The sequence below is a fragment of the Rhabdothermincola salaria genome (assembly GCF_021246445.1).
In the GTDB taxonomy this organism is placed as follows: domain Bacteria; phylum Actinomycetota; class Acidimicrobiia; order Acidimicrobiales; family Acidimicrobilacustridaceae; genus Rhabdothermincola_A; species Rhabdothermincola_A salaria.
On record NZ_JAJQXW010000001.1, the window covers coordinates 1,729,880 to 1,751,404 of the forward strand.

General features: G+C 71.2%; 21 protein-coding genes. 2 read left to right on the forward strand and 19 right to left on the reverse strand.

Features of this window, described 5'->3' with window-relative positions; translation table 11 throughout:
* Positions 1-4: 4 nt before the first annotated feature.
* Entirely contained in the window at positions 5-1,123 is a 1,119-nt protein-coding gene (locus LUW87_RS08050; RefSeq protein WP_232670620.1) for an amidohydrolase family protein, read from the reverse strand.
* Positions 1,124-1,255: 132 nt separating this feature from the next.
* On the opposite strand from LUW87_RS08050, the gene LUW87_RS08055 reads away from it, so the two are divergent.
* Positions 1,256-2,401 carry an acyl-CoA dehydrogenase family protein gene (locus tag LUW87_RS08055; protein ID WP_232670621.1) on the forward strand — a complete coding sequence of 382 codons (1,146 nt, stop codon included), beginning with the start codon at positions 1,256-1,258 and terminating at the stop codon, positions 2,399-2,401.
* 38 nt (positions 2,402-2,439) lie between these two features.
* Here LUW87_RS08055 and LUW87_RS08060 read toward each other — a convergent pair whose 3' ends face one another.
* The 4 genes from LUW87_RS08060 to LUW87_RS08075 form a co-directional block, all read right to left on the reverse strand.
* A complete protein-coding gene (locus LUW87_RS08060; protein ID WP_232670622.1) occupies positions 2,440-3,177 on the reverse strand; it encodes an SDR family NAD(P)-dependent oxidoreductase in 738 nt (245 codons plus the stop codon).
* 26 nt (positions 3,178-3,203) lie between these two features.
* Entirely contained in the window at positions 3,204-3,758 is a 555-nt protein-coding gene (locus LUW87_RS08065; RefSeq protein WP_232670623.1) for a nuclear transport factor 2 family protein, read from the reverse strand.
* Positions 3,759-3,803: 45 nt separating this feature from the next.
* The gene (locus tag LUW87_RS08070) at positions 3,804-4,958 is read right to left on the reverse strand and encodes a thiolase C-terminal domain-containing protein (RefSeq protein ID WP_232670624.1); all 1,155 of its coding nucleotides are present in this window, start codon (positions 4,956-4,958) and stop codon (positions 3,804-3,806) included.
* Between the two features lie 212 nt (positions 4,959-5,170).
* Positions 5,171-5,947, reverse strand: a complete 777-nt coding sequence (locus tag LUW87_RS08075; protein WP_232670625.1) for a FadR/GntR family transcriptional regulator — start codon at positions 5,945-5,947, stop codon at positions 5,171-5,173.
* A 142-nt stretch (positions 5,948-6,089) separates the two neighbouring features.
* Between LUW87_RS08075 and LUW87_RS08080 the strand changes: the two genes are divergently transcribed.
* Positions 6,090-6,998, forward strand: a complete 909-nt coding sequence (locus LUW87_RS08080; RefSeq protein ID WP_232670626.1) for a dihydrodipicolinate synthase family protein — start codon at positions 6,090-6,092, stop codon at positions 6,996-6,998.
* Positions 6,999-7,026: 28 nt separating this feature from the next.
* Here LUW87_RS08080 and LUW87_RS08085 read toward each other — a convergent pair whose 3' ends face one another.
* The 14 genes from LUW87_RS08085 to LUW87_RS08150 form a co-directional block, all read right to left on the reverse strand.
* Positions 7,027-7,407 (reverse strand): DUF4387 family protein, encoded by a 381-nt coding sequence (locus LUW87_RS08085; RefSeq protein ID WP_232670627.1) that lies wholly within the window; start codon positions 7,405-7,407, stop codon positions 7,027-7,029.
* Positions 7,404-8,771, reverse strand: a complete 1,368-nt coding sequence (locus LUW87_RS08090) for an acyclic terpene utilization AtuA family protein (protein ID WP_232670628.1) — start codon at positions 8,769-8,771, stop codon at positions 7,404-7,406. Before LUW87_RS08090 ends, LUW87_RS08085 begins: the two co-directional genes overlap by 4 nt.
* Positions 8,768-9,811, reverse strand: coding sequence for an ABC transporter ATP-binding protein (locus LUW87_RS08095; protein ID WP_232670629.1), 1,044 nt, complete (start codon positions 9,809-9,811; stop codon positions 8,768-8,770). Before LUW87_RS08095 ends, LUW87_RS08090 begins: the two co-directional genes overlap by 4 nt.
* Complete coding sequence (locus LUW87_RS08100; protein WP_232670630.1) at positions 9,811-10,830, reverse strand: ABC transporter ATP-binding protein; 1,020 nt, start codon at positions 10,828-10,830, stop codon at positions 9,811-9,813. The genes LUW87_RS08095 and LUW87_RS08100 overlap by 1 nt, the downstream gene beginning before the upstream one ends.
* Positions 10,827-12,038 carry an ABC transporter permease gene (locus LUW87_RS19165; RefSeq protein WP_232670631.1) on the reverse strand — a complete coding sequence of 404 codons (1,212 nt, stop codon included), beginning with the start codon at positions 12,036-12,038 and terminating at the stop codon, positions 10,827-10,829. The genes LUW87_RS08100 and LUW87_RS19165 overlap by 4 nt, the downstream gene beginning before the upstream one ends.
* Positions 12,025-13,053 carry an ABC transporter permease gene (locus LUW87_RS08110; protein WP_232670632.1) on the reverse strand — a complete coding sequence of 343 codons (1,029 nt, stop codon included), beginning with the start codon at positions 13,051-13,053 and terminating at the stop codon, positions 12,025-12,027. Before LUW87_RS08110 ends, LUW87_RS19165 begins: the two co-directional genes overlap by 14 nt.
* A 142-nt stretch (positions 13,054-13,195) precedes the next feature.
* A complete protein-coding gene (locus LUW87_RS08115; RefSeq protein ID WP_232670633.1) occupies positions 13,196-14,821 on the reverse strand; it encodes an ABC transporter substrate-binding protein in 1,626 nt (541 codons plus the stop codon).
* 337 nt (positions 14,822-15,158) lie between these two features.
* Complete coding sequence (locus tag LUW87_RS08120; RefSeq protein ID WP_232670634.1) at positions 15,159-15,908, reverse strand: cupin domain-containing protein; 750 nt, start codon at positions 15,906-15,908, stop codon at positions 15,159-15,161.
* A 2-nt stretch (positions 15,909-15,910) separates the two neighbouring features.
* The gene (locus tag LUW87_RS08125) at positions 15,911-16,612 is read right to left on the reverse strand and encodes a class II aldolase/adducin family protein (protein WP_232670635.1); all 702 of its coding nucleotides are present in this window, start codon (positions 16,610-16,612) and stop codon (positions 15,911-15,913) included.
* An 11-nt stretch (positions 16,613-16,623) separates the two neighbouring features.
* Positions 16,624-17,763 (reverse strand): amidohydrolase family protein, encoded by a 1,140-nt coding sequence (locus tag LUW87_RS08130; RefSeq protein ID WP_232670636.1) that lies wholly within the window; start codon positions 17,761-17,763, stop codon positions 16,624-16,626.
* A gap of 58 nt (positions 17,764-17,821) precedes the next feature.
* Positions 17,822-19,078, reverse strand: coding sequence for an amidohydrolase family protein (locus LUW87_RS08135; protein WP_232670637.1), 1,257 nt, complete (start codon positions 19,076-19,078; stop codon positions 17,822-17,824).
* A 101-nt stretch (positions 19,079-19,179) separates the two neighbouring features.
* Positions 19,180-19,992: an SDR family NAD(P)-dependent oxidoreductase gene (locus tag LUW87_RS08140; protein ID WP_232670638.1), complete on the reverse strand. Its 813-nt coding sequence runs from the start codon at positions 19,990-19,992 to the stop codon at positions 19,180-19,182.
* On the reverse strand, positions 19,989-20,576 hold the full coding sequence (locus tag LUW87_RS08145) for a MarR family winged helix-turn-helix transcriptional regulator (protein ID WP_232670639.1): 588 nt from the start codon (positions 20,574-20,576) through the stop codon (positions 19,989-19,991). Before LUW87_RS08145 ends, LUW87_RS08140 begins: the two co-directional genes overlap by 4 nt.
* A complete protein-coding gene (locus tag LUW87_RS08150) occupies positions 20,573-21,409 on the reverse strand; it encodes a patatin-like phospholipase family protein (protein ID WP_232670640.1) in 837 nt (278 codons plus the stop codon). The genes LUW87_RS08145 and LUW87_RS08150 overlap by 4 nt, the downstream gene beginning before the upstream one ends.
* Positions 21,410-21,525 lie beyond the last annotated feature (116 nt).

Here is a 21,525-nt window from a genome sequence, read left to right on the forward strand (position 1 = left end):
CGGCTCAGGAGCCGAAGCCGTACAGGCGCTGGGAGTTGCCGGCGAGGACCAGCTGGCGATCAGCGGGGTCGATGCCGGCCATCGACGACTGGATGACCCGCCAGGAGTTCGGCCAGTCGGCGCTGATGTGGGGGTAGTCGTTGGACCACAGCACCCGCTCGGCCCCCACGTAGTCGAGGTTGCGCAGGCCGAACGTGTCGGTCATGTAGCCGAAGTGGAAGTGTCGCGAGATGTACTCGCTGGGGGGCATCTCCAGTCCGAAGTCGCTGACCGGGTCGAGTCGGAAGTAGTTGTTGTCGATCTGCTCCTTGACGTAGGGCACCCAGCCGAAGTCGGTCTCGGCGAACATCACGTCGAGCTCGGGGAAGCGGTCGAAGACCCCGGCGAAGATCATCTCGATCATGCGGTTGGGGGCGTCGAAGAAGCGGCCGTAGCCGGGGAGCTTGGCCTTGTGGGCGGCCGGGAAGGACTGCGTCATGGTGACGTGGATGCTCAACGGGAGGCGACGCTCGGCCAGCACCCCGAAGACCTTGTCGTCCTCGGGCTGGATCTGGAGCGTGCCGTGGGGCCAGCAGCCCATCATCACGCCGCGCATGCCGGGGCGGTCCATCACCCGGTCGATCTCGGCCAGGGCTTCCTCGACGCCCCGGTTGGGGATGATGGCCAGTCCGCCGAAGCGCTCGGGGGCGTAGCCGACGTACTCGCTGATCCAGTCGTTGTAGGCCCGGATCATGGCCAGGTGGTACTCGGCGTCGGTGTTGGCGACGATGGCGTTGGACAGCCGGGGAGTGGGGTACATGACCTCGGCGTCGACGCCGTCGCGGTCCATCTCCTCGAGGCGGGCTGCGGGGTCCCAGCCGCCGCGGCGGATGTCGTCGAAGCGGGCCCAGCCCTTCATCTCCTCGGGAGCCAGGCCGGCGCAGGCGTTCATGCCGAAGTTGATGGGGTCCTTCACGCCTTCGATGACCCAGGCGTCGCCCTCGTCGAAGTGCTCGATGCGAGGAGCCCGGTCCTTGAACGCGGCCGGCACCCGGTCGATCCAGAGGTCCGGCGGCTCGTTGACGTGGCTGTCGCCGGAGATGACCCTGTAGCGGCGTCCCTTGGTCTGATCGGTCGTACCCATGTGATTCCCCTCTGGTGGCCGGAGCGTGGCGGGACGCCCTGCGCCCCACCCCAAGTGTTCTAAGATTATAAGGAAAGAGCGGAGGCTGTCCACCGGGGAGCCGACCCCACGCCGATCCCACGAGGAGCCCCCATGGACCGAGACGTGTTCGAACCCGAGCACGAGGAGCTGCGGCGCACGGTGCGGCGGTGGGTGCAGGACGAGGTCGCCCCCGAGCACCCCCGCTTCCGCACCGAGCACGTCATCGACCGGCAGGTCTGGCGGCGCGCCGGCGAGCTGGGGCTGCTCGGGCTGGCGGTGCCCGAGGCCTACGGCGGAGGGGGCATCGACGACTTCCGCTTCAACGCGGTCGTCAACGAGGAGCTGTGCCGCCAGGGGCTGGCGCTGGGCTCCGCGTTCCAGATCCACAGCGATGTCGTGGCCCCGTACCTGCTCGAGCTCACGACCGACGAACAACGCCAGCGCTGGCTCCCGGGGTTCTGCACCGGCGAGACGTTGTGCGCCATCGCCATGACCGAGCCCGGCGCGGGCAGCGACCTGGCCGCTCTGCGCACCAGCGCGCGACGCGACGGCGACGACTGGGTGCTCGACGGCGCCAAGACGTTCATCACCAACGGCACCACCGCGGACCTCGTCGTGGTCGCCGCCCGCACCACGCCCGACTCGCGCAACCGGGGCATCAGCCTCTTCGTGGTCGAGAAGGGCATGGCCGGCTTCCAGCAGGACCGCCAGTTGGAGAAGATCGGGCAGCCCGAGGCCGACACCGCCGAGCTCTTCTTCGACGGCGTCCGGCTCCCGGCCGGGAACCTCCTCGGTGACGTCGACGGCGGCTGGGCCGCCATGATGCAGCGCCTCCCCCAGGAGCGCCTCTCCACCGCCATCTCCAACGTCGCCCACGCCGGACGCGCCGTCGAGCAGACCCTCGAGCACGTGCGGACCCGGGAGGCCTTCGGATCGCCGATCGGCTCGTTCCAGCACAACAAGTTCCTGCTGGCCGAGCTCGTCACCGAGCTCGAGGTCACGCAGGTCTACGTGGACCGCTGCCTGGCCCTGCACGTCGAAGGCCGTCTCGACGCCACCGGTGCGGCCAAGGCCAAGTACTGGAGCGCCGACGTGCAGAACCGGGTGATCGACGCCTGCGTCCAACTGCACGGAGGCTACGGCTACATGGCCGAGTACGACGTGGCCCGAGCCTGGGCCGACGCGCGCGTCTCGCGCATCTGGGCCGGGTCCAACGAGATCATGAAGGAGCTGATCGGGCGATCGCTCGGGCTCTGACGGGCGCTCGCGGCCGGGGTGGGGCCGCTCGCCCCGCGTCAGATCGACGTGGCCACCCCACCATCGACCTGCAACGTCTGGCCGAGGACGTAGCTGGCATCCTCGGACGCCAACCAGGCGATGGCGGCCGCCAGCTCCTCCGGTTCCCCGATGCGGCCCACGATGGTCTGGGTGGCCGCGATCTGGTCGATCTCGTCGGGGGTGCGGTTGCGACGCATCAGTGGGGTGGCCACCGGACCCGGCGCCACGCAGTTGGCCCGGATGCCCTCGGGGCCGTGGTCGATGGCCAGCGAACGGGTGAGGGCGATCACCGCGGCCTTGGCCGCGATGTAGCCGGGGTTGGCCTTCATGCCCCGGATCGCAGCCCCCGACGACACGTTCACGATGGCCCCGCCTCCGGCGGCGCGCATGTGGGGGATGGCCGCCCGGCACATGGCGTAGACGCTCGTGAGGTTGAGGTCGACGAGGCGCTGCCAGGCCTCGGGGTCGAGCGCGTCGATGGTGACGCCGGGCCGGGAACCGCCCACCACGTTGACCAGCACGTCGAGCCCGCCCAGCTCGACGACGACGTCGTCGACGAGGCGCTGCGCCTCGTCGGCGGAGGTGGCGTCGAGGTGGCGCGGGTGCACCCGGGCGGCGACACCGGCGTCGCCGTCCCAGCGTCGGGCGAGGCCGTCATCGTCGATGTCGGCCGCCACCACCGTCAGCCCGTCCCGAGCCAGGCGCTCGACCACGGCCGCACCGATGCCGTCGGCGCCGGCGGTCACCAGCGCCACCCGACCCGGCGCCCCTCCCTGGTCGCTCACCGGCTGGCGAAGAGCGGGTTGCGGGCGTTCTCGGAGAAGACGGTGAAGTGCGAGACCTTCCAGCGACCGTCGACCTTGCGGAACTCGAAGACGTAGGCGCCCTCGTGCTGGCCGCGCACGAAGTCGGGCACCTCGCCCTTGGAGGCCACCATCGAGTAGGCGGCGACTGCCCAGGCCGTGGTGCCGTCGTCGGCCAGCCGGACCATGTCGCCCACGATCAGGTGGCGCAGCTCGTAGGTGTTGAGCTCGGCCGCCGGCGGGGCCTCGCCTCCCTCGCGGGGGAGCACGGGGGCCTCGTAGACCTCCTTGAGGGCCTCCTTGCCCTGGATCCGCTCGGCGAGAGTGCCTCCGAGCACCCGCTCGATGTCGTCGGTGTAGTGCTCGAGCAGCTCGTCCCAGCGCCGGGCGTCGCACAGGTAGCCGTAGGCCATGATGACCTCGCGGATGGCCGTCTTGTCCTCGAGCGCGGTCAGGCGCTCCTCGACGGTCGAGCGTCGTCGCTCGGGCCGCCGGAACACGTCGAGCACCTGGTCCAGCTCCTGATCCTGCATGGTTCCCCCTGTCGGCCACGGTGGGCCGGTGTCGTGTCGCAGTTGCTATCGGTCGGCCGTGAGGATCATGGCCGATCCGTCCATCAGCGCCCCCGAGGTCACGACCGCCACCTCGTGGCGGGCGACCTGGCGCTCCCCCCCTCGCCCCTGCACCTGCAGCGCAGCCTCGGCGACGGTGTTCATGCCGTGCAGGTAGCCCTCGGAGAGCAACCCGCCGTGGGTGTTCACGGGGAACACCCCGCCGGGACCGGTGGCCCCGGAGCGGAACAGCTCCCCCGACTGGCCCCGCTCGGCCAGGCCCAGGCCCTCGATGCCCATCAGCACGGTGGTGGTGAAGCAGTCGTAGATCTCGGCGAACTGCACGTCGGCGGCGCTCACCCCGGCCCGCCCGTACAGGTCGTCGGCCAGGTACGACGTGTAGTTGCGGGTGTAGTCGTCCCACAGCAGGTGGTCACCGATGTCGAGCCCCGGTCGGGGGCCACCCCGGTAGGTGCCCGACGCCACCACCGCCGGTGGGTGGGCCAGGTCGCGCGCCACGTCGAGAGCGGACACCACCACCGCACAGGCGCCGTCGACCTCGACGGTGCAGTCCGGGCCGCGGTAGGGCTCGGCCACGAAGGGCGCCGCCAGGTACTCGTCGACCGTCAACGGGTGGCGCCGGTAGGCGCGGTCGTTGCGCTCGGCCCACTGGCGCTGTGACACCGCCACCGCCGCGGTGTCGAGCTCGCCCTGGCCGGTCTCGTGCAGGAAGCGCTGGCCGAACATGCCCACGTACATGAGGTAGGCGTCGTAGCCGATCGGGTAGCGGTGCTGGGCCCCCATCCCGTGGAACTGCATGGTGCCCACCCGGTTGCCGGAGCGGCCGTTGAGGGCCCGGAACACCACGACGTGGTCGGCCTGGCCGGTGGCGATGGCGGCCGCGGCCTGGGTGACGAGGTGGCAGGGGGCCTGCCCGCCGAGGTCGATGTCGAGCGAGAACCGCAGCTGGGGCAGGGCGAGCGTGGTGGCCACCGCCTGGGTGGGCACCGAGTCGTGCATCACCGCGAAGCTGGCCACGCCGTCGACCTGGGTCGGCGCCAGGCCGGCGTCGTCGATGGCCCCCCGGCACGCCTCGGTGGCCAGGTCGAGCACCGACCGCCCGGATCGCTTCTCGAGCGGCGTGTACCCCACGCCGGTGATCGCTGCCTGCCTCAGAGCCACACGCCCCTCCCTTTCCTCGCAATCATAGAGAGAACAGCGGGGGCCCTGCTCGTTCTCGCTCCCCCATCACCCCGGGACCACCCGCTCCACCCCCGAGACCCCCAGGGACGGAGACCGCTTCTTGCATGGTTTCGGCGTGCTCCAGCACGCCGAAACCATGCAAGAACCCTCGGGGTGGGGGTGCAGTAGGGGGCAGCGTGAGGGCGACGGGGTCAGCGGCCGTCGAGGAACTCGGCGCGAACGGTGCGTTGGGTCTCCACGGCTCGTTCCCAACCGGGGTCGGGCTCGGAGAAGTGGGAGCGGGCCAGCTGCTCGGCGCCCCGCACGTCGCCCTTCTCGATCTTGACGTAGAGCCGCTCGTGCTCCTTGGCGCTGTGGCGGCGCGCCGCCAGGTCCGAGTAGGCCCCGTGCTCCTCGCGCTGTCGGGCCAGGGCGTCGACGTGACCGGTCCACAACGACTCGAGGGCACCGACCACCAGCGACATGGCCTCGTTGCCGCACAGGTCGGCGATCTGGATGTGGAACGTGCGGGCCAGCCCGGCGTAGGCCGTCGGGTCGTCGATCGCCGCCTCGGCCGCGTCGAGGGTGGCCCGCAGGGCGGGCAGCACGGTGGTGGCCCGATCCGGTCGAGCCGCACAGGCGGCCGCACAGGCCGGCTCGAAGGCGATCACCGCGGAGAGCACGTCGCTGAGGGGGACCTGACGCGACTCGAGGACCATCCCCATCATGAACACGACCTTGCCCCGCTGAGGGGCGTGGACCACGGCACCGCCCACGTTGCCGCGCTGCACCGTGATGAGCCCCTCGGTCTCGAGGATGCGCAGCGCTTCGCGGATGGGCGGGAGGCTGACCCCGAACTCCTCGAGCAACTCGTCCTGCTTGGGCAGGAGCGACCCGTCGGCCAGCTCCCCCGAGAGGATCCGCGACCGCAGGGTGCTGGCCACCATCTCGGCCAGGCGAGGTTGACGCAGTTGGTGGCGAGCGCTCACCGGACCGTTCCCTCGTGCCACGTCACACACCTTCTCTCATCGTCCGCCTGCCCGAGCAAGGTACTGCTCGGTGCCGGGGCACCCGATCCGCTGGTGCGCTGATCGGCCGCCGGGCCCCGCTCTTCCATCTAAGATTGCCATGATGGAACCCTCGGTGTTCGTCATCAGCATCACGCCCTTCGACGCCGAGGGCCGCCTCGACGAGACGGCCCTGCGGGCCCACCTCGACCGCATGGCCGATGCCGGCGTCGGTGTCTACCTGGGCGGGGGCGGCAGCGGCGAGGGCTTCACCCTGACCCCGGAGGAGGCCCGCCGCGTCCTCGAGATCGGCGTGGACCAGATCGGGGGACGGGTGCCGGTGCGGGCGATGGGCATCGAGCCCCGCACCGCGGAGCAGATGATCGACTACCTCGACGTCGCCGCCGGGGCCGGGGTGGACGCCGCCCAGATCTACTCGCTCGATCCCGGCCATGGCCACCGCCCGAGTCCCGAGGAGGTCGAGACCTACCTGCGCACCGTGCTCGAGGCCACCACGCTCCCCTGCGTGGTGTCGAGCCACCAGTCCGTGGGCTACAAGGTGCGCCCCCGGCTCCTGGGCGAGCTGGCCGACGAGCACGAGCACCTCGTCGGCGTGAACTGCAGCCACGGCGACGTCGGCGCCCTGGTGGCCCTGTGCGACACGGTCGGTGGCCGGCTCAGCATCCATGTCGGTGGGCCCATGCAGGGACTCACCGCGCTGTCGCTCGGCGCCCAGGGCTACCTGAGCTCCGAGGCCAACCTGGCGCCACGGCTGTGCGCCACGGTCATCGACGCCCACCGGCGCGGCGACCTGGCCGCCGCCTTCGATGCCTTCGGCCAGGTGGTTCGCCTGTCGGGGCTGCTGTACGGCCACGGCGGCATCCGGGCCACCAAGGCGGTGCTCGATCGGTTGGGCCTCCCGGGCGGCACGGTGCGCCTGCCCCAGCTCACCGTGTCCGACGAGGTGGTCGACGCCATCGTCGAGCACCTCGACGCGGCCGGCATCCCGGCGATCGAGGGCTGGGTGGGCTGACCTGCCGCCGAGGTCCACGCTCAGGGCCTCACGGGTCGGCCAGAGCCGTGCGGGCCAGGGCCTCCACCACCCGGGCGTACTGCTGGCCACCGGTGATGTCGGTGTCGGGCAGGTCGCCGCTCACCACGCGACGGGGGAAGCTCACCTTGATGGCGCTGATGGCCTCGACCGGATGCACCTCGACGACCGACGGGTCCTGGTCGTAGGCCGCCGCCCAGAAGGCGACGTCGAGCAGGCCGGCGTCGACCGCTCGGGCGTAGGCCTCGGCGTCGTGGCAGAACAGGTCGGTCGTCAACATGAACGGGCCGGCGTCCTTGCTGCGGATGAGGCGGAAGTGGCGCGTCAGGTTGGGGGCGCGCGCCACGATGTCGTCCCACCCGAGCTCGGCCCGGTGCGGCGCGCCGCTCACGCCGCCCCCACCCGGTGCGTCTCGAGTCGGAACAACCCGGTGATCTCGTCGTCGCCGAGCACGGCCGCGTGGTTGAGGGTGAAGCGGTACACGGGCCCACGGTCGACGACCGGCGCGCTGTAGGGGTGGGCGAAGGAGGTGACGGAGCCGCCGCTCCAGCCCTGGATGGGCCAGTGCAGGGCCACGTGGTACGCCGCTCGGGCCATGGCCGAGGCTGCGTCCTGCGTCTGGCCCACGACATCGACCACCAGCACCGCCTCGCGCGGCACCGCGCCGTGCTGGGCGGTGGTGGCCCCGGCACCGTAGGTGCGCACCGCCACCTCGAACGAACCCGCCCCCACCTCGCCGAGGCGGACCCGGAGACGGTCCTCGACCGACGCGCACCAGGCGTCGAGCTGGCCGAGCAGCAGCGGATCGCTGATGGAGCCCCAGAACGACGACAAGAAGCCGAGCGGTGCCGATCCCTCGAGCTTCACCGTGTACTGCTCGCTCGGCGTCCAGCGACCGCCCGTGACCCTCACCCGACGATCGTCGAGCGCCTCGTAGCGAGCCTCGCGGCTGTCGAGCACACCGGACGGCATCACCAGGCGGTAGGGGTCCGAGACCTCGTAGAGGGTGTGGGCGGCCACACTGGCGGGCGTGCACACGAGGTCGGGGTCGGGAGCTTCGAGCACGAAGCCGTCGGCGTCAAGGGTGCACAGCAGCGAGTCCTGGCCGCGACGGTTGAGGGCGGCGGCGGCTCCGCACTCCATGATCTTGGCTGCGTTCCACACCAGCGCGGGGTCGTGGCCGGCGGCCAACGGGATGGCGGCGTAGAGGGCGGCGTCGGCGACCCGACCCATGAGCACGACGTCGGCCCCCGTGTCGAGGGCCCACTGCACCTGTTCGGCGCCCGCCATGGCGACGATGTGGCCGTCGGCGGAGAAGGTGCCACGATCGATGGCCGGCGCGCCGGGGAGCTCGACCAGACGCCCGCCGTCGTACTTGGCGGCCAGCACCTCGCGATCGGGCTCACAGAAAACGCACGCCACCGTGGGCGACCAGCCCAGCTCGGCGGCCAGCCGGTCGACCATCTCGAGGTAGCCGGCCACGGCCCGGTCGCCGCCCCCGCCGCCGCAGGATCCCACGATCAGTGGCACCCCGGCCCGACGGGCGCCGGCCAGGCCGAGGCGGAGGTCGCGCTCGTAGGCCGAGTCGGCCCAGATCCAGGCGTCGCTGCCGAGGTAGTAGGGACCACCGTCGGTGGAACCCGAGTCGCAGGCGATGAAGGCGAGGCCGGCGTCGACCCCGCGCTCGAGCGAACGCTCCTCGAACCCGCAGCCGAGGCTGCCCGACAGGGCGAGGTAGCGCAGCGGGTCCGTCACGAACCCCCACCGGGCGCGTCGGCGGCCGGGGCGGCGACGGCGACCTCGACGAGCGGCTCGTCGTGGGGGTGGTGGCAGGCCACGAAGTGGTCCGGTCCGACCTCGGTCAGGACGGGTTCTTCGTTGGCACAGCGTTCGTCGGCTCGGGGGCAGCGGGTGCGGAACCGGCAGCCGCTGGGCGGGTCGATGGGCGACGGCAGCTCGCCGGTCACGGCGATGTCGGCCTCCGGCGCGTCGGGGTCGGGCTCGGGGATCGACGCCAACAGCACCCGCGTGTAGGGGTGGGCCGGGTGCTCGTACAGTGCCGCCGACGGCGCCACCTCGCAGGCCTTGCCCAGGTACATGACCATCACGCGGTCGGAGATGTTCTTCACCACCGCCAGGTCGTGGGCGATGAAGACGAGGCTCAGGTCGTACTCGGCCTTCATCTCCTCGAGCAGGTTGAGGATCTGGGCCTGCACCGACACGTCGAGGGCGGACACGGGCTCGTCGCAGATCACCACCTGGGGGTCGAGCACCAGGGTGCGGGCGATGCACACCCGCTGGCACTGGCCACCGGACAGCTCGTGGGCCCGGCGGTCCCAGACCTGGTCGGGATCGAGCCCGACGGAGGTGAGGGCCTTGCGGACCCGCTCGGTCTCGTCGGGGGTCTTGCGCCCCTCCCAGACCCGGATGGGCTCGGCCACGATGTCGTGGATCTTGCGGCGCGGGTTCAACGAGGAGATGGGGTCCTGGAAGATCATCTGCATGCGCGAGCGGACCCGGCGCAGCTTCTCCTCACCCAGGTCGGTGAGCTCGACCAGCCCGAGGCTGACCGAGCCGGAGGTCGGCGACGGCAGCTGCATCACGGCCCGCCCGGCGGAGGACTTGCCGCAGCCGGACTCGCCGACGAGACCGAGGGTCTCGCGGGCGGCGAGGTCGAAGCTGATGCCGGAGACCGCGTGCACGATGCCGGCGTTGGTCTGGTACTCGACGACGAGGTCCTGCACCGAGAGGATGGCGTCGTCGGGTCGGAGGTGGGCGTTGCCGGTGCCGGCCATCAGCGTGCTCCTGTGGCGAGGGGGGCCCGGCTGTCGACGTCGACCGGGTGGTGGCAGGCCACGAAGTGGCCCGGGTCCGCGGTGGCCGGTTCGAGCGGCGGGTGCTCGACCCGGCAGATGTCGGTGGCGTAGGCGCAGCGGGGGGCGAACGGGCAGCCGACGATGGCCCGGGTCAGGTCCGGGGGCGTGCCGGGGATGGCCGCCAGCCGCGTGTGGGGCTCGTAGGTGAGCCGGGGCACGGACGCCAGGAGGGCCTCGGTGTAGGGGTGCGTGGTGTGGTGGAACAGCTCGCGCACGGCGGCGCGCTCGACGGCCCGACCGGCGTACATGACGATGATGCGGTCGGCTCGCCGGGCCACCACGCCCAGGTCGTGGGTGATGAGGATGGTGGCCATGTTGGTGTCGGCCGTGACCTGCTCGAGCAGGTCGAGGATCTGGCGCTGCACGGTGACGTCGAGCGCGGTGGTGGGCTCGTCGGCGATCAGCAGCTTGGGCCGGCACGCGAGGGCCAGGGCGATGCACACCCGCTGGCGCATGCCGCCGGACAGCTCGTGGGGGTACTGGTCGAGGCGCCGGACCGGCTCGGGGATGCCCACCTCCACCAACAGCTCGGTGGCCCGGGCCCGGGCGTCCTTCTTGGACAGGCCCAGCGTCTTGCGCAGGCCCTGGTCGAAGTGGGCGCCGATCTTCTTGACCGGGTTCAGCGAGGTCATGGGGTCCTGGAAGATCATGGCGATCTCGGCGCCCCACAGGCTGCGGTAGGCGTTGGTGTCGGCGGCGGAGAGGTCGCGGCCGTCGAAGGTGACCTGGCCGGTGACCTTGGCCTGGGGCACGTGGTTGGTGAGCCCCATCACGGAGCGCACGAAGACCGACTTGCCCGAGCCGGACTCACCGACGATGCCGATGGTCTCGCCGGCGGCGAGGTCGAGGTCGACCCCGTCGACGGCCGGGACGGGACCCCGCGGGGTGTTGAAGGTGGTGTGCAGGTCGCGGACCTGCAGCAGCGGCGTGTCGGTCACAGCTCCACCTGCTTTCCGCTGGCCAGCCTGGCTCGCATCCGCTCGCCGACCAGGTTGAACGACAGCACCGTGAGGAACAGCGCACCCGCCGGGACCAGCACCAGGTGGGGCTCGCGCTCGAACACGCCGTTGCGGCCCTCGGCGATCATGTTGCCCCACGTGGGGCTGGGGGGCGGGATGCCCAGGCCGAGGAAGCTCAACGAGGCCTCGGCCACGATCAGCACCGCGATCACGATGAACGCGTAGCTGAACAGGGGCACGAAGACGTTGGGCAGCAGCTCGCCGATCATGATCCGGCGCCGTTTGGCGCCGATGGCCCGGGCGGCCAGCACGAACTCACGCTGGGCGAAGCTGAGGGTGGTGGCTCGGGCCAGACGCACGTTGATGGGGATGACCAGCAGGGCGAGGGCGAGGGCCTGGTTGCGCGACGTGCGGGGCAGCACGGCGGCGAGGGCCAGCAGCAGCACCAGCGGGGGGAAGGCCAGCAACACGTTGGTCACGACGCCGATGACGGCGTCGGAGGCGCCGCGCAGGTACCCGCTGATGAGCCCGAAGGTGCCACCGAGGGTCATGCCGATGAGAGCGGCGAGCAGGGCGACCATGAGCGACGTGCGAGCCCCGTAGATGGTGCGGGCCAGCATGTCGAGACCGAGCTTGTTGGTGCCCAACGGGTTCTCGCTGAACAGCTCGGGGCGGGCGTTGATGGGGTCGGCGAGCGTGGCCGCGCTGTTCTCGGCCTCGCCGAGGGGCAGCACCGGGGCGAACAGCGCCGCCCCCACCAGCAGGACCAACCAGAGCACCGACAACCAGAAGGCGACATCGGTGCGAGGGCCCCAGATGCCCCGCACGACACGAGCGAGGCCCACGTAGGCGAGCACCAGGCCGACCAGGACGAACGCCACCCGGGCGTTCATCACGAGCTCGTTGCGCAGCGCAGAGGCGCCGAGGACGACCAAGACGATGCCGACGACGAAGAGCGCGGCGCCGATGAGGACGGCGAGCGCCTTGGAGCGCGGCGCCCCGTGCTCGGCTGCCTGCTCGGGCAGGAGTGGCTCGCCGAGAACGGCCTCGGCCTCCACCAGGACGTCGCCCTGGTGGGGCGAGCGCATCACCAGCTCGGCGTTGGCGTCCTCGTTGTCGCGGGACGGCCGGGAGGGAGCGGTGGCGAGGTCCGGGGTCGTACCCCGGTCGTCGTCACGCCCCCGCACGACGGAGCCTCGGATCGAGACGGCTGTAGGAGAGATCCACGAACGCGTTCACCACCACGTAGATGACGGCCACCGTCACCACGGCGCCCTGCAAGAGGGCGAGGTCCTTGGTGAGGGCGGAGGAGACGATGAGGCTGCCCATGCCGGGGAGCCCGAAGAGCGACTCGGCGATGACCGTCGAGCCGATGAGGCGCCCGAGGCTCACGCCGGCCACGGTGACCAGCGAGAGCGACGACGGGCGGAATGCTTCGCTCACTAGGACCCGCTTGGGCGACATGCCCCGGGCCCGGGCGGCGGTGACGAAGTCCTGCTGGAGCGTCTCGACGAGATCGCCGCGCAGCACCCGCAGGAACACGGGGATCTCGCCGACGGCCACGACGAGGGCGGGCAGGAAGGCGTGGCGCAGGTTGTCGGGCACCGACTCGGTGAGGCGCACCCACTCGGCCCGGGGGAACAGCGGCCACACCTTCACGAAGAACAAGATGAGCAACATGCCGGCCACGAAGCTCGGCAGCGACACCAATCCGAACGTCATCGTGGTGATGATGCGGTCGACCCTCCCCCCTGGTCGCCACGACGACCACAGCGCCAGCGGGATGGAGACACCGAGGGCGATGACCAGGCCCATGATGGCGAGCTGGATGCTCACCGGCAGGGCGGAGGAGATGCGATCGACGACCGAGCCGCCGGGCGGGATGATCGACTCACCGAGGTCGCCCTGCAGGGCGTTGCCCAGCCACTCGCCGTAGCGGACGAAGAGCCCGTCGTTGAGGCCGAGCTCCTCCTCGAGGGCCGCGTAGGCCTCGGGGGGCTGGCTGTCGCCCAGGATGGCCACGGCGGCGTTGCCGGGCACCAGGTCGACCAGCACGGCGGTGGCGAAGGTGACCAGCAGGATCACCAGCACCAGTTCGCCGAGCTTGCGCATGATGGCCTTGCCGGCCCGCACGCGCTTGTTCCGACTGGCCCGGTTCGCCGCGTCCTTGTTGTCCGTCGATGTCGTGGCGACGGCCGTCATCGTTGTCTCCCCCATGGGTCCTGCTGAAAGGTGAGGGCCCCCGGGCCCCTGGTTACGGAGACACTATCTCCGTAACCAGGGGCCGACGGCCGGCTCGTCACGAGCGGCTGACGACGGGCGTCAGAGCTCGCCACGACAGGCGTCAGACCTTGAAGGCCTCGCCGAAGAGGAGCAGGCCGTTGACCGTCGGCATGAGGCCGCCGACCTGCTGGGTGGTGATGGTGGTGAACGGCTGGGCGCCGGTGAGCACGAAGGGCTGCTCGTCGAGCCAGAGCTCGCCGAGGCGACCGAGGACCTCGGCCTGGCCGTCGGGCACCGACGCGGTGCGCAGCTCCTCGACGATGGCGTCGAACTCGGGGTTGGCGTAGCCCGAGTAGTTGCTGGCGCTGTCGCTGGTGAGGCTGCGAGCCAGGGACTGGTACACGTTGGTCTCGTAGGCCGTGATCACGTGGATGGAGACGTCGAAGTTGCTGGTGAAGTTGGTGCGCTCGACGAGCTCGAGGAACGACGCCACCTGGTCGATGGTGACGTCGAAGCCCACGTTGTTGAGCAGGGCCTGGTAGGACAGCGCGTAGTCGGTGGGCACCGGGGTGAGCAGCTCGAAGCTGCCGTCCCAGCCGGTCTCGGCCTTGACCTCTTCGACCAGGCGACGGGCCTCGTCGGCATCGAAGGCGGAGAAGGGCTGCTCGGTGTACAGCGGCGAGGAGGGCGGGAAGTAGAAGTCGCCCATGATGCCCTGGTCATTGTTGACCCGGGCGTTGATGGCATCACGGTCGAGGGCCAGCGAGATGGCCTGCCGCACCCGGGGATCGTCGCCGGGGAAGGCACGATCGGGGGCGGAGTTGATGGCCATGCCGGAACCGGCGACGAGCTGGGAATAGGCGGCGAAGCCCTCTTCGATGGCCCGCACCTCCTCGGGGACCGAGGTCAACATGGCGACGTCGGTCTCACCGTTCACCATCTTGTCGACGCTGGCGCCCTGCTCGGGGTTCCAGACGAAGCGGATGGAATCGAGCGGCGGGGTGCCGAGCGAGTAGTTCTCGTTGCGGACGACGACCAGGGCCTCCTGGGCGTTGAAGCTGTCGACCACGAACGGACCGGCGCCGACGGGGTTGGTGTTGAAGCCATCGGGGTCGGCTGCGACCGCGGTGGGCGACACCATGTAGCCGAGCTCGCCGGCGAGGAGGGCGTCGAAGTTGTTGAGCGGCTCGACCATGTTGAAGATCACGGTCTGGGCGTCGGGCTTGTCGTAGGACGCGATGTACTCGGGGTAGGTGGCGGCGCTGCCCCGGCCGTTCCTCATGCGCTCGACGCTGAACTCGACGGCGTCGGCGTCGAGCGGCGTGCCGTCGGAGAAGACGACGTCATCGCGCAGCTTGAGCGTCCACTGGCTGAAGTCCTCGTTGGACTCGATGCTCTCGGCCAGCTGACCGGAGTACTCGTTGGTGAGCGGATCCCAGCGCAAGAGCGTGTCGTACAGGGCGGCCAGCGGGGCGCCACCGGTGGTCACGCCGAGCGAAGCCACGGTGGGGTCGAGGCCGAAGGGGGCGGCGGGAAGGGTGACGTCGAGGGTGCCGCCCTGGGTGGTCTCGAGGTCGGTCTCGTTGACCCAGCCGGCCTGGATGACCGAGCTGGACTCTTCGACCTCGGGGGTGGTGCCACCGTTGTCGGTGCCTTCTGTGCTGCTCGAGTCGTCCGAAGCGCACGCTCCGAGCAACAGGGCTCCGGCCAGCGCCAATGCGCCGAACCGGGTCCTCTTCCTGGACATCAGGTTCATCCGTTCCTCCGGTGAGGGTTTCGGACCGTGCGGGCACGACCCGGGTGGTGGGGCGATCGATCGCCGAGGCGACGACTCCCCTGGACTACGGGGCTCGAGAGACGTGGGACGTCCCTGTCACGTTGTCTGGCGCTGTGGTCATCGACGAACCCCCGACGGGGAAGCGCCCGGCGGCCTGCGGCCACGTCGGTCGCCGACGAGCGATCCCCCCTGGGGCGAGCCCGCACACGACGCTGTGCTTCCTGTGACCGATGACCCTAGCGTGCGTTCGGGAGGCTGTCGATACTGCCCCTGTCATCTTTGTAATGTTTACACTTACAACGCCCGCTCAGGGCTGAGCGACCCGTTCGAAGCCATGGGCCCGCGCCCCCTCTGGTCGAGGCCGGCCCCCTCGTTCGGCCGTCATCGACGAGGGGCCCGGGCGGTAGTTCAGGAACGTGAAGGCACCGTCGCTGCGGAACCCGTACCGGCGATCGGCGGCGATGCCCACGGCGTCGCCGGGCCCGAGGCGGCGTCGACCGAAGGCGATGGTGCCGTCGACGACGTAGAGGATCTCGGGCGCCGAGTGGCTGTGGGGCGCCGACGTGTAGGCGCTGGTGCGCCCGGTGGTGAAGAGGGTGATGGCACAGCCGTCGCAGTCGGAGTCGGCGAAGAACCGCGTGCGGCGCTCGTCGTCCTCGCGGGCGTAGGTGCCTTCGGGCCCGACGACGTGGTGGGTCGCAGGACGGGCGACGTCCGCTTCGCGGCGATCCGCCGCCTGGCGCCCGAAGTGGACGAGGCGGGCCGGCTCGTCGGCCCGGACCCGGGGCCGGGCCCCGGCCTCCACGATCACCGCACCGCCCGCGCCACACCCCTCACCGTCGACGTCGACCACTCCCTCGAGGACGAACAGCGCTTCCTCGCCGTGGTCGGGACGGAAGACGAGCTCGGACCCCGGCGCCAGCTCGACGTCCTCCAGCCACAGGGGGACGTCGCCGAGGTCGGCCGCCGTGCGCTGCACCCCCGTCACCGGTTCGTAGGAGGAGGGCCGCCGGGCCGGACCACGGTCTCCCACCGGCGCGAACACGATGCCGGCCACGGTCAGTCCAGGTGCTCGAAGAGGTCCGGGTCCGATCGGCGCAGGCGCCGGAAGTTGGCGTCCCACATGTTGGGCAGGAAGAACTGCCGGTAGCGGTCGCGCCCCCGTCGCACCTCGCGCTCCTCGAACTCCGTGCCCCCGATGGCCTCGGCGGCGAGGTGGTACTCGGCGCAGGCCTCCAGCATCATCGCCTCGATGGTGGCCTGCTCGAGCGACTGCGAGGCCACCACGGCACCGTGGTTCTTCATGAGCACCACCCGCTTGTCGCCGAGCGCAGCGGCGAGACTGTCGCCCATCTCGTGGCGGCTGGGGTCGTCGCGGTCGAAGCAGACCTGGTCCTCGAAGAACAGCACTGCGGCCACGTTGTACATGCCGATGGGGCGGGCCCGGGTGACGAACTTGGACAGCTCGTGGGAGTGGGTGTGGATCACCGAGGCCACGTCGGCCCGGCGCTGGTAGATCTCGGCGTGGAACTCGACCGCGGGCGACGGCTCCCAGTCCCCTTCCAGGCGGTCGAGGTCGAACGAGACCTTCACCACCATGTCGGGGGTGGTCTCGTCGAAGTAGCCGAAGGGCGACACCCAGAAGGCGTCCTCACCGGCCGCCCGTTCGCTGACGTGACCGGCGACGCGGCTCTCGCACCCGGCGCGGGCCAGCATGCGGCGAGCGGCGGCGATGCGGAAACGGGGATCCATTTCGTCCATGGTCGCCGCCCTCAACGCTCGCCGAAGCGGTAGAGCCGCTGGGCGTTGCCGGCACAGATGGCGTGGCGCTCGTCGGCCGGGACGTCGTCCATGACGGCGGTGATGGTGCGCCACGAATCGGGCCAGTCGGCCCCCGAGTGGGGGAAGTCGCTCGACCACATCAGCCGATCGACGCCGATGGCGTGGCGGTTGCGGATGGCGTAGGAGTCGGTGATGTAGGTGAAGGAGAAGTGCTCCTCGACGTACTCGCTCGGCAGCTTCTTGAGCCGCGACTTCGGGTCGACCGCCCGGCGGCGGAAGCGGTTGTCGAGCTGCTCCTTGACGTAGGGCACCCACCCGGCGTCGACCTCGACGAAGACGACCTCGAGCTCGGGGATGCGGTCGAAGACCCCGCTGTTGAGGAACTGCACCATGGTGGCGGGGGCCTGCAGGAAGCGCAGGTCGGCGGCCGCCCGGCCCTGGGTGATCTTGCCCGGGGCGTAGATGTCCTCGGGCATCTCGTTGACCAGCTTCACGTGGATGTGGGGCTTGAGGCCCGACTCCACGACGGCTTCCCAGACGGGGTCGTCCTCGGGTGACAGGTCCGGGTCACCGTGGGGGTAGTTGCCGATCAGGAGTCCGGCGATGCCCGGCATCGTCGCGACCCGTCGGATCTCGGCGACGGCCTGCTCGACGCCCCGGTTGGGGATGATCGCCACCCCGCCGAGCCGGGTGGGCTCGTAGCCGGCGTACTCGGCGAGCCAGTCGTTGTAGGCCCGCACCATGGCCAGGTGCAGGTCCGGATCCTGGGTGGCGATGGCCAGGTGGCTCAGGCGCGGCGTGGGGTACAGCACGGCGGCGTCGACCATGTCGAGGTCGAGCTCGGCGAGGCGGGCCGCGGGCTCGTACCCGCCGGCGGGCAGCTCTTCGAAGCGCACCCAGGGGCGGCGCTCGGTGCGACTGAAGGTGGCCCCGGCGTTGAGGCCGAAGTTGATGGGGTCCTTGACCCCTTCCATGACCCAGGCGTCGCCCTGCTCGAAGTGCTCCATGCGCGGCACCAGGTCGCGGTACTGCGCCGGCACCCGGTCGACCCAGAGGCCCGGGGGCTCGTTGACGTGGGAATCGGCGTCGATGAGGCGGTAGGACGCGCCGGCGGGGGTTGACGTGGACATCGTGCTCCTGGGGCAGGTGGCGGGCGGGGACGGACGGTGGCGAGCGGTCGCGCGCCGGTCAGTACGACTCGGGGTCGGCGGCGACGGCGGCGGGCACGGGATGGTCGAAGAGCCGTGCCGCGTTCTGCCAGGTGATCTTGCGGACCTCGTCGGGTGGGAACCCGGTCAGGGCCTCACCCACCATGCGCTGGGTGTTGGGCCAGGTGGAGTCGAGGTGGGGGTAGTCGCTCTCGACGCAGATGTTCTCGACCCCGATGCGGTGGCGCAGCTGCATGTTGGAGGGGTCCTCGAGGGCGCAGAACCAGAAGTTGCGCTGGAGGACCTCGGCCGGACTGAGCTCGTAGCCGTCCCAGGTGCCGTAGAGCTCCTGGTAGCGGGCCACGTGGTCGAGGCGGTCCAGCAGGCCGGGCACCCAGGCGATCCCGCCTTCGGAGAGGCAGATCTTGAGCCCGGGGAACTTGAGCGGCAGCAGCGAGTAGAGCCAGTCGACGGCGGAGAACATGGCCGACGCGAAGAACAGCACGCCGAGGGCGTCGGGGGGCGCTTCGGGGTTCACCGGCGGCGGGGACGACGCCGAGCCGATGTGCAGGCAGATGACGGTGCCGGTCTCCTCGCAGGCGGCCATGAAGGGGTCCCAGTGGCCGGTGTGCAACGACGGCAGGCCGAGCTTCTCCGGCGCCTCGGGGAACGTGACGGCCCGGAAGCCGCGCGAGGCGTTCTCCCGGATCATCGACGCCGCCTTCTGCGGGTCGAGCAGCCACGGGATCTGCACCGGGATGATGCGATCGGGGTGGGTGCCCGCCCACTCCTCGAGGTGCCAATCGTTCCACGCCCGCACCACCGCGTCGGCCAGCGCCTCGTCCTTGGTGCCGAGCTGGAGGCGCTGTCCGGCGAAGCCGGGCAGGGCCGAGGGGAAGCAGACCGAGGCGTACACGCCGTTGAGGTCCATGTCGTGGACGCGGGCATCGATGTCCCACGCCCCCTTGCGCATCTCGTCGAACCGGGAGGGCTCGAAGGAGGCCTCGAGGACCGGGCGCCCCACGACGGCGTTGAGCCCGACGTTGGGCTGGGTGCCGTCGAAGTGCCACTGCTGGCGCCCGTCGTCCTCCTCGATGATGCGCGGCGCCCGTTCGACGAACCGCTCCGGCACCCGCCCCTCGAACAGGTGGGGAGGTTCGACCACGTGGTCGTCGACCGAGATGAGCAGGTAGGGCCGGGCCCGACGCTGGGGTTCGGGCAGGAAGGTCACCGTCTTGGGCCGACCCTGCGCGCCCCGGGTGAGGCCTCGCTTCTGCTCGTCGTTGAGCACGACCATCTGATCCCCCGATCAGGTCTGCCACCGCCGCCGACTGCTGCGGTTTCAATACTTTACATGATGGGTGGTCGGGTTCCGAAGGCTCCCGGCGCGGACTGCGGTCAGCGGTTGCGAGCCGGCCGACGCACGCCCGCGGTGGCCCCCCCGTCGACCACGAAGGACCCACCGGTGCAGTAGGACGCGTCGTCGGAGGCGAGGAAGGCGGTGAGGGCGGCGACCTCGTCGGGACGGCCGAGGCGGGCGATGGCCTGGTTCGAGAAGTACGACGCGATGGCGTCGTCGTCGGCGCCGTCGACGAGGCGGGTGCCGATGGCCCCCGGGTGCACCGAGTTCACCCGGATGCCGTCCGGTCCGAGCTCGAGCGCCGCCGCCTTGGTCATGCCCGTGATGGCGAACTTGGTGGCCGTGTACGCCATCAGGTCGGTGGCTCCCACCAGGCCCCGCACCGAGGAGGTGTTCACGATGGACCCGCCGCCCCGGGCCCGCATGGGGGCGATCACCGCCTTCATCCCGAGGAAGGTGCCGACCTGGTTGACGTCGACGCTGCGGCGGTAGTCGTCGAGCGAGCACTCCTCGAGGGGAGCGTGCACGACGATGCCGGCGTTGTTGACCGCGATGTCGAGCCCGCCGTGGCGGGCGGTGATCTCGGCCATGGCGCGTTCCCAGTCGGCCTCGGACGACACGTCGAGGGCCACGAACCAGGCTGAGTCGTCGCCGTGCTCACGGCGGAGGTCGCTGGCCAGCGACTCCCCTGCCCCGGCGTCGAGGTCGGCCACGACCACCACGGCGCCCTCGGTGGCGAAGCGCCGGGCGATCGCCTCGCCGATGCCGTGGGCCGAGCCCGTCACCAGTGCCACCCGGCCGGTGAGCCGGGTCGGGACCGGGGTGGTCGAGGGGCGGCTCGGATCGGTCATCGGTCTGCTCTCCCGCGCGAGCCCTTGCTCGCGCTGTCGTCGGTGTCGGTCTTGGTCTCGGCGGCCCCGGACCCCGGGGCCACCCGGGAGCGTCCCGTCCGCGATGCGGGCACGGCCCGCAGGTCGCCGACCAGGCGGTCGAGCTGGTCGACCAGGGCGGCCAGCTCGGTTGGCGACCAGCCCGACAGCTGCTCGGCCATGATGGCATCGGTGGACGCCTCGACCCGGCGGTAGGCACCCCGTCCCGAGGCCGTGGCCACGATGACGCTGGCCCGCCCGTCACCCGGGTCGGCCCGCCGTTCGACGTAGCCCTCGGCCTCGAGGGCCTGGACCTGCCGGGTGAGGGCGGCGGGGTGCATGCGACCGGCTGCGGCCAGATCGCTCATGCGGATGGGGCCGCCCTCGATCACCCGGCCCAGCACGGAGACGGCGCCGTAGCCGATGGAGACACCCGAGCGGGCGGCGTTCAGGCGCTCGAGGCGGGCGCTGCCGGTGATGCGGTGCAGCGCCTGCAGCGCGTCGCGCAGCCGTCGGCGGGCGGCGGCGGGGTCGGCGCCGACGTCGGTGGGCCGGGCCGCGCTCATCGCCACACCTCGGCCACCGTCGCCGCCACCGCGGCCCCTTGAGCCCGTCCGGCCTCGGCCGCCGGCCGGCGGGTGGCCGGATCGAGGGGGTTCGGCCCGAAGGCCGCTTGCGCCGCCTCGTCGGCGGTCACGACCGCGACCCGGGCACCGGAGGCGCGCAGCTCGGCCACCTCGTCGTCCACCGGTCCGGCGATGCCCCACGCGAACGGCGCCACCACGACGACCCGGTCGTGGCCGGCCGCCAGGTCCGCGTTGATGGTCGAGCGCACCCCACCGTCGATGTAGCGACGGACGCCGATCGTCACCGGGGGCCAGACGCCGGGGACCGCGCAGCTCGCCCCGACGGCCTCGACCAGGCTCGCCCCACCGTCGGCGTCGAAGGCCACGAACTCGCCGGTGGCGGCGTCGACGGCGGTCACCACCACCTTGCGGTCGGGCCACTGGTGCACCGGCAGGCGGGCCTCGATGACCCGGCGCCGGTCGGCCTCGGGCACGGTGTCGGCGGCCAGGGCCACCTCCCCCAGGCGACGCCGTAGCTCCTGGGGTGCGGGTCGGTCGGACAGCAGCTCCACCAGGGTGGCGGTGAAGGCGTCGGTGTCGAACTCGACGGCCAGCTCGCCGGTCTGCTCGGGGGCCACCAGCTGGGCCTCGTACAGCTCGGCGAGGTCGTTCCCGGTGGTGATCTGGGCGGCGACGACCGACCCGGCCGACGTGCCCACCACCAGGTCGGCATCGGTGAGGTCGACCCCGGCGTCGCGCAACCCGAGCAACAACGCGGTCTCCCAGGCCACGCCGGCGACCCCGCCCCCACCCAACACCAGTGCCTTGCCCATGACCCTCGTCTCTTCACCAGATGCGGCGGGGGCCGGTCACCACGTCGTGACCGGCCCCCGTCGTCCTTACGCGGCCTCGGTGCGGGACCTCTCGGGCCCGCACCGAGCACCCGAGC

Bases quoted from the DNA above. Each gene is read 5' to 3' on its own strand.
- LUW87_RS08050 (WP_232670620.1), bottom strand. From the start codon at position 1,123: ATGGGTACGACCGATCAGACCAAGGGACGCCGCTACAGGGTCATCTCC.
- LUW87_RS08055 (WP_232670621.1), top strand. From the start codon at position 1,256: ATGGACCGAGACGTGTTCGAACCCGAGCACGAGGAGCTGCGGCGCACG.
- LUW87_RS08065 (WP_232670623.1), bottom strand. From the start codon at position 3,758: ATGCAGGATCAGGAGCTGGACCAGGTGCTCGACGTGTTCCGGCGGCCC.
- LUW87_RS08080 (WP_232670626.1), top strand. From the start codon at position 6,090: ATGGAACCCTCGGTGTTCGTCATCAGCATCACGCCCTTCGACGCCGAG.
- LUW87_RS08095 (WP_232670629.1), bottom strand. From the start codon at position 9,811: ATGGCCGGCACCGGCAACGCCCACCTCCGACCCGACGACGCCATCCTC.
- LUW87_RS08110 (WP_232670632.1), bottom strand. From the start codon at position 13,053: ATGACGGCCGTCGCCACGACATCGACGGACAACAAGGACGCGGCGAAC.
- LUW87_RS08115 (WP_232670633.1), bottom strand. From the start codon at position 14,821: ATGTCCAGGAAGAGGACCCGGTTCGGCGCATTGGCGCTGGCCGGAGCC.
- LUW87_RS08125 (WP_232670635.1), bottom strand. From the start codon at position 16,612: ATGGACGAAATGGATCCCCGTTTCCGCATCGCCGCCGCTCGCCGCATG.
- LUW87_RS08130 (WP_232670636.1), bottom strand. From the start codon at position 17,763: ATGTCCACGTCAACCCCCGCCGGCGCGTCCTACCGCCTCATCGACGCC.
- LUW87_RS08135 (WP_232670637.1), bottom strand. From the start codon at position 19,078: ATGGTCGTGCTCAACGACGAGCAGAAGCGAGGCCTCACCCGGGGCGCG.
- LUW87_RS08140 (WP_232670638.1), bottom strand. From the start codon at position 19,992: ATGACCGATCCGAGCCGCCCCTCGACCACCCCGGTCCCGACCCGGCTC.
- LUW87_RS08145 (WP_232670639.1), bottom strand. From the start codon at position 20,576: ATGAGCGCGGCCCGGCCCACCGACGTCGGCGCCGACCCCGCCGCCGCC.
- LUW87_RS08150 (WP_232670640.1), bottom strand. From the start codon at position 21,409: ATGGGCAAGGCACTGGTGTTGGGTGGGGGCGGGGTCGCCGGCGTGGCC.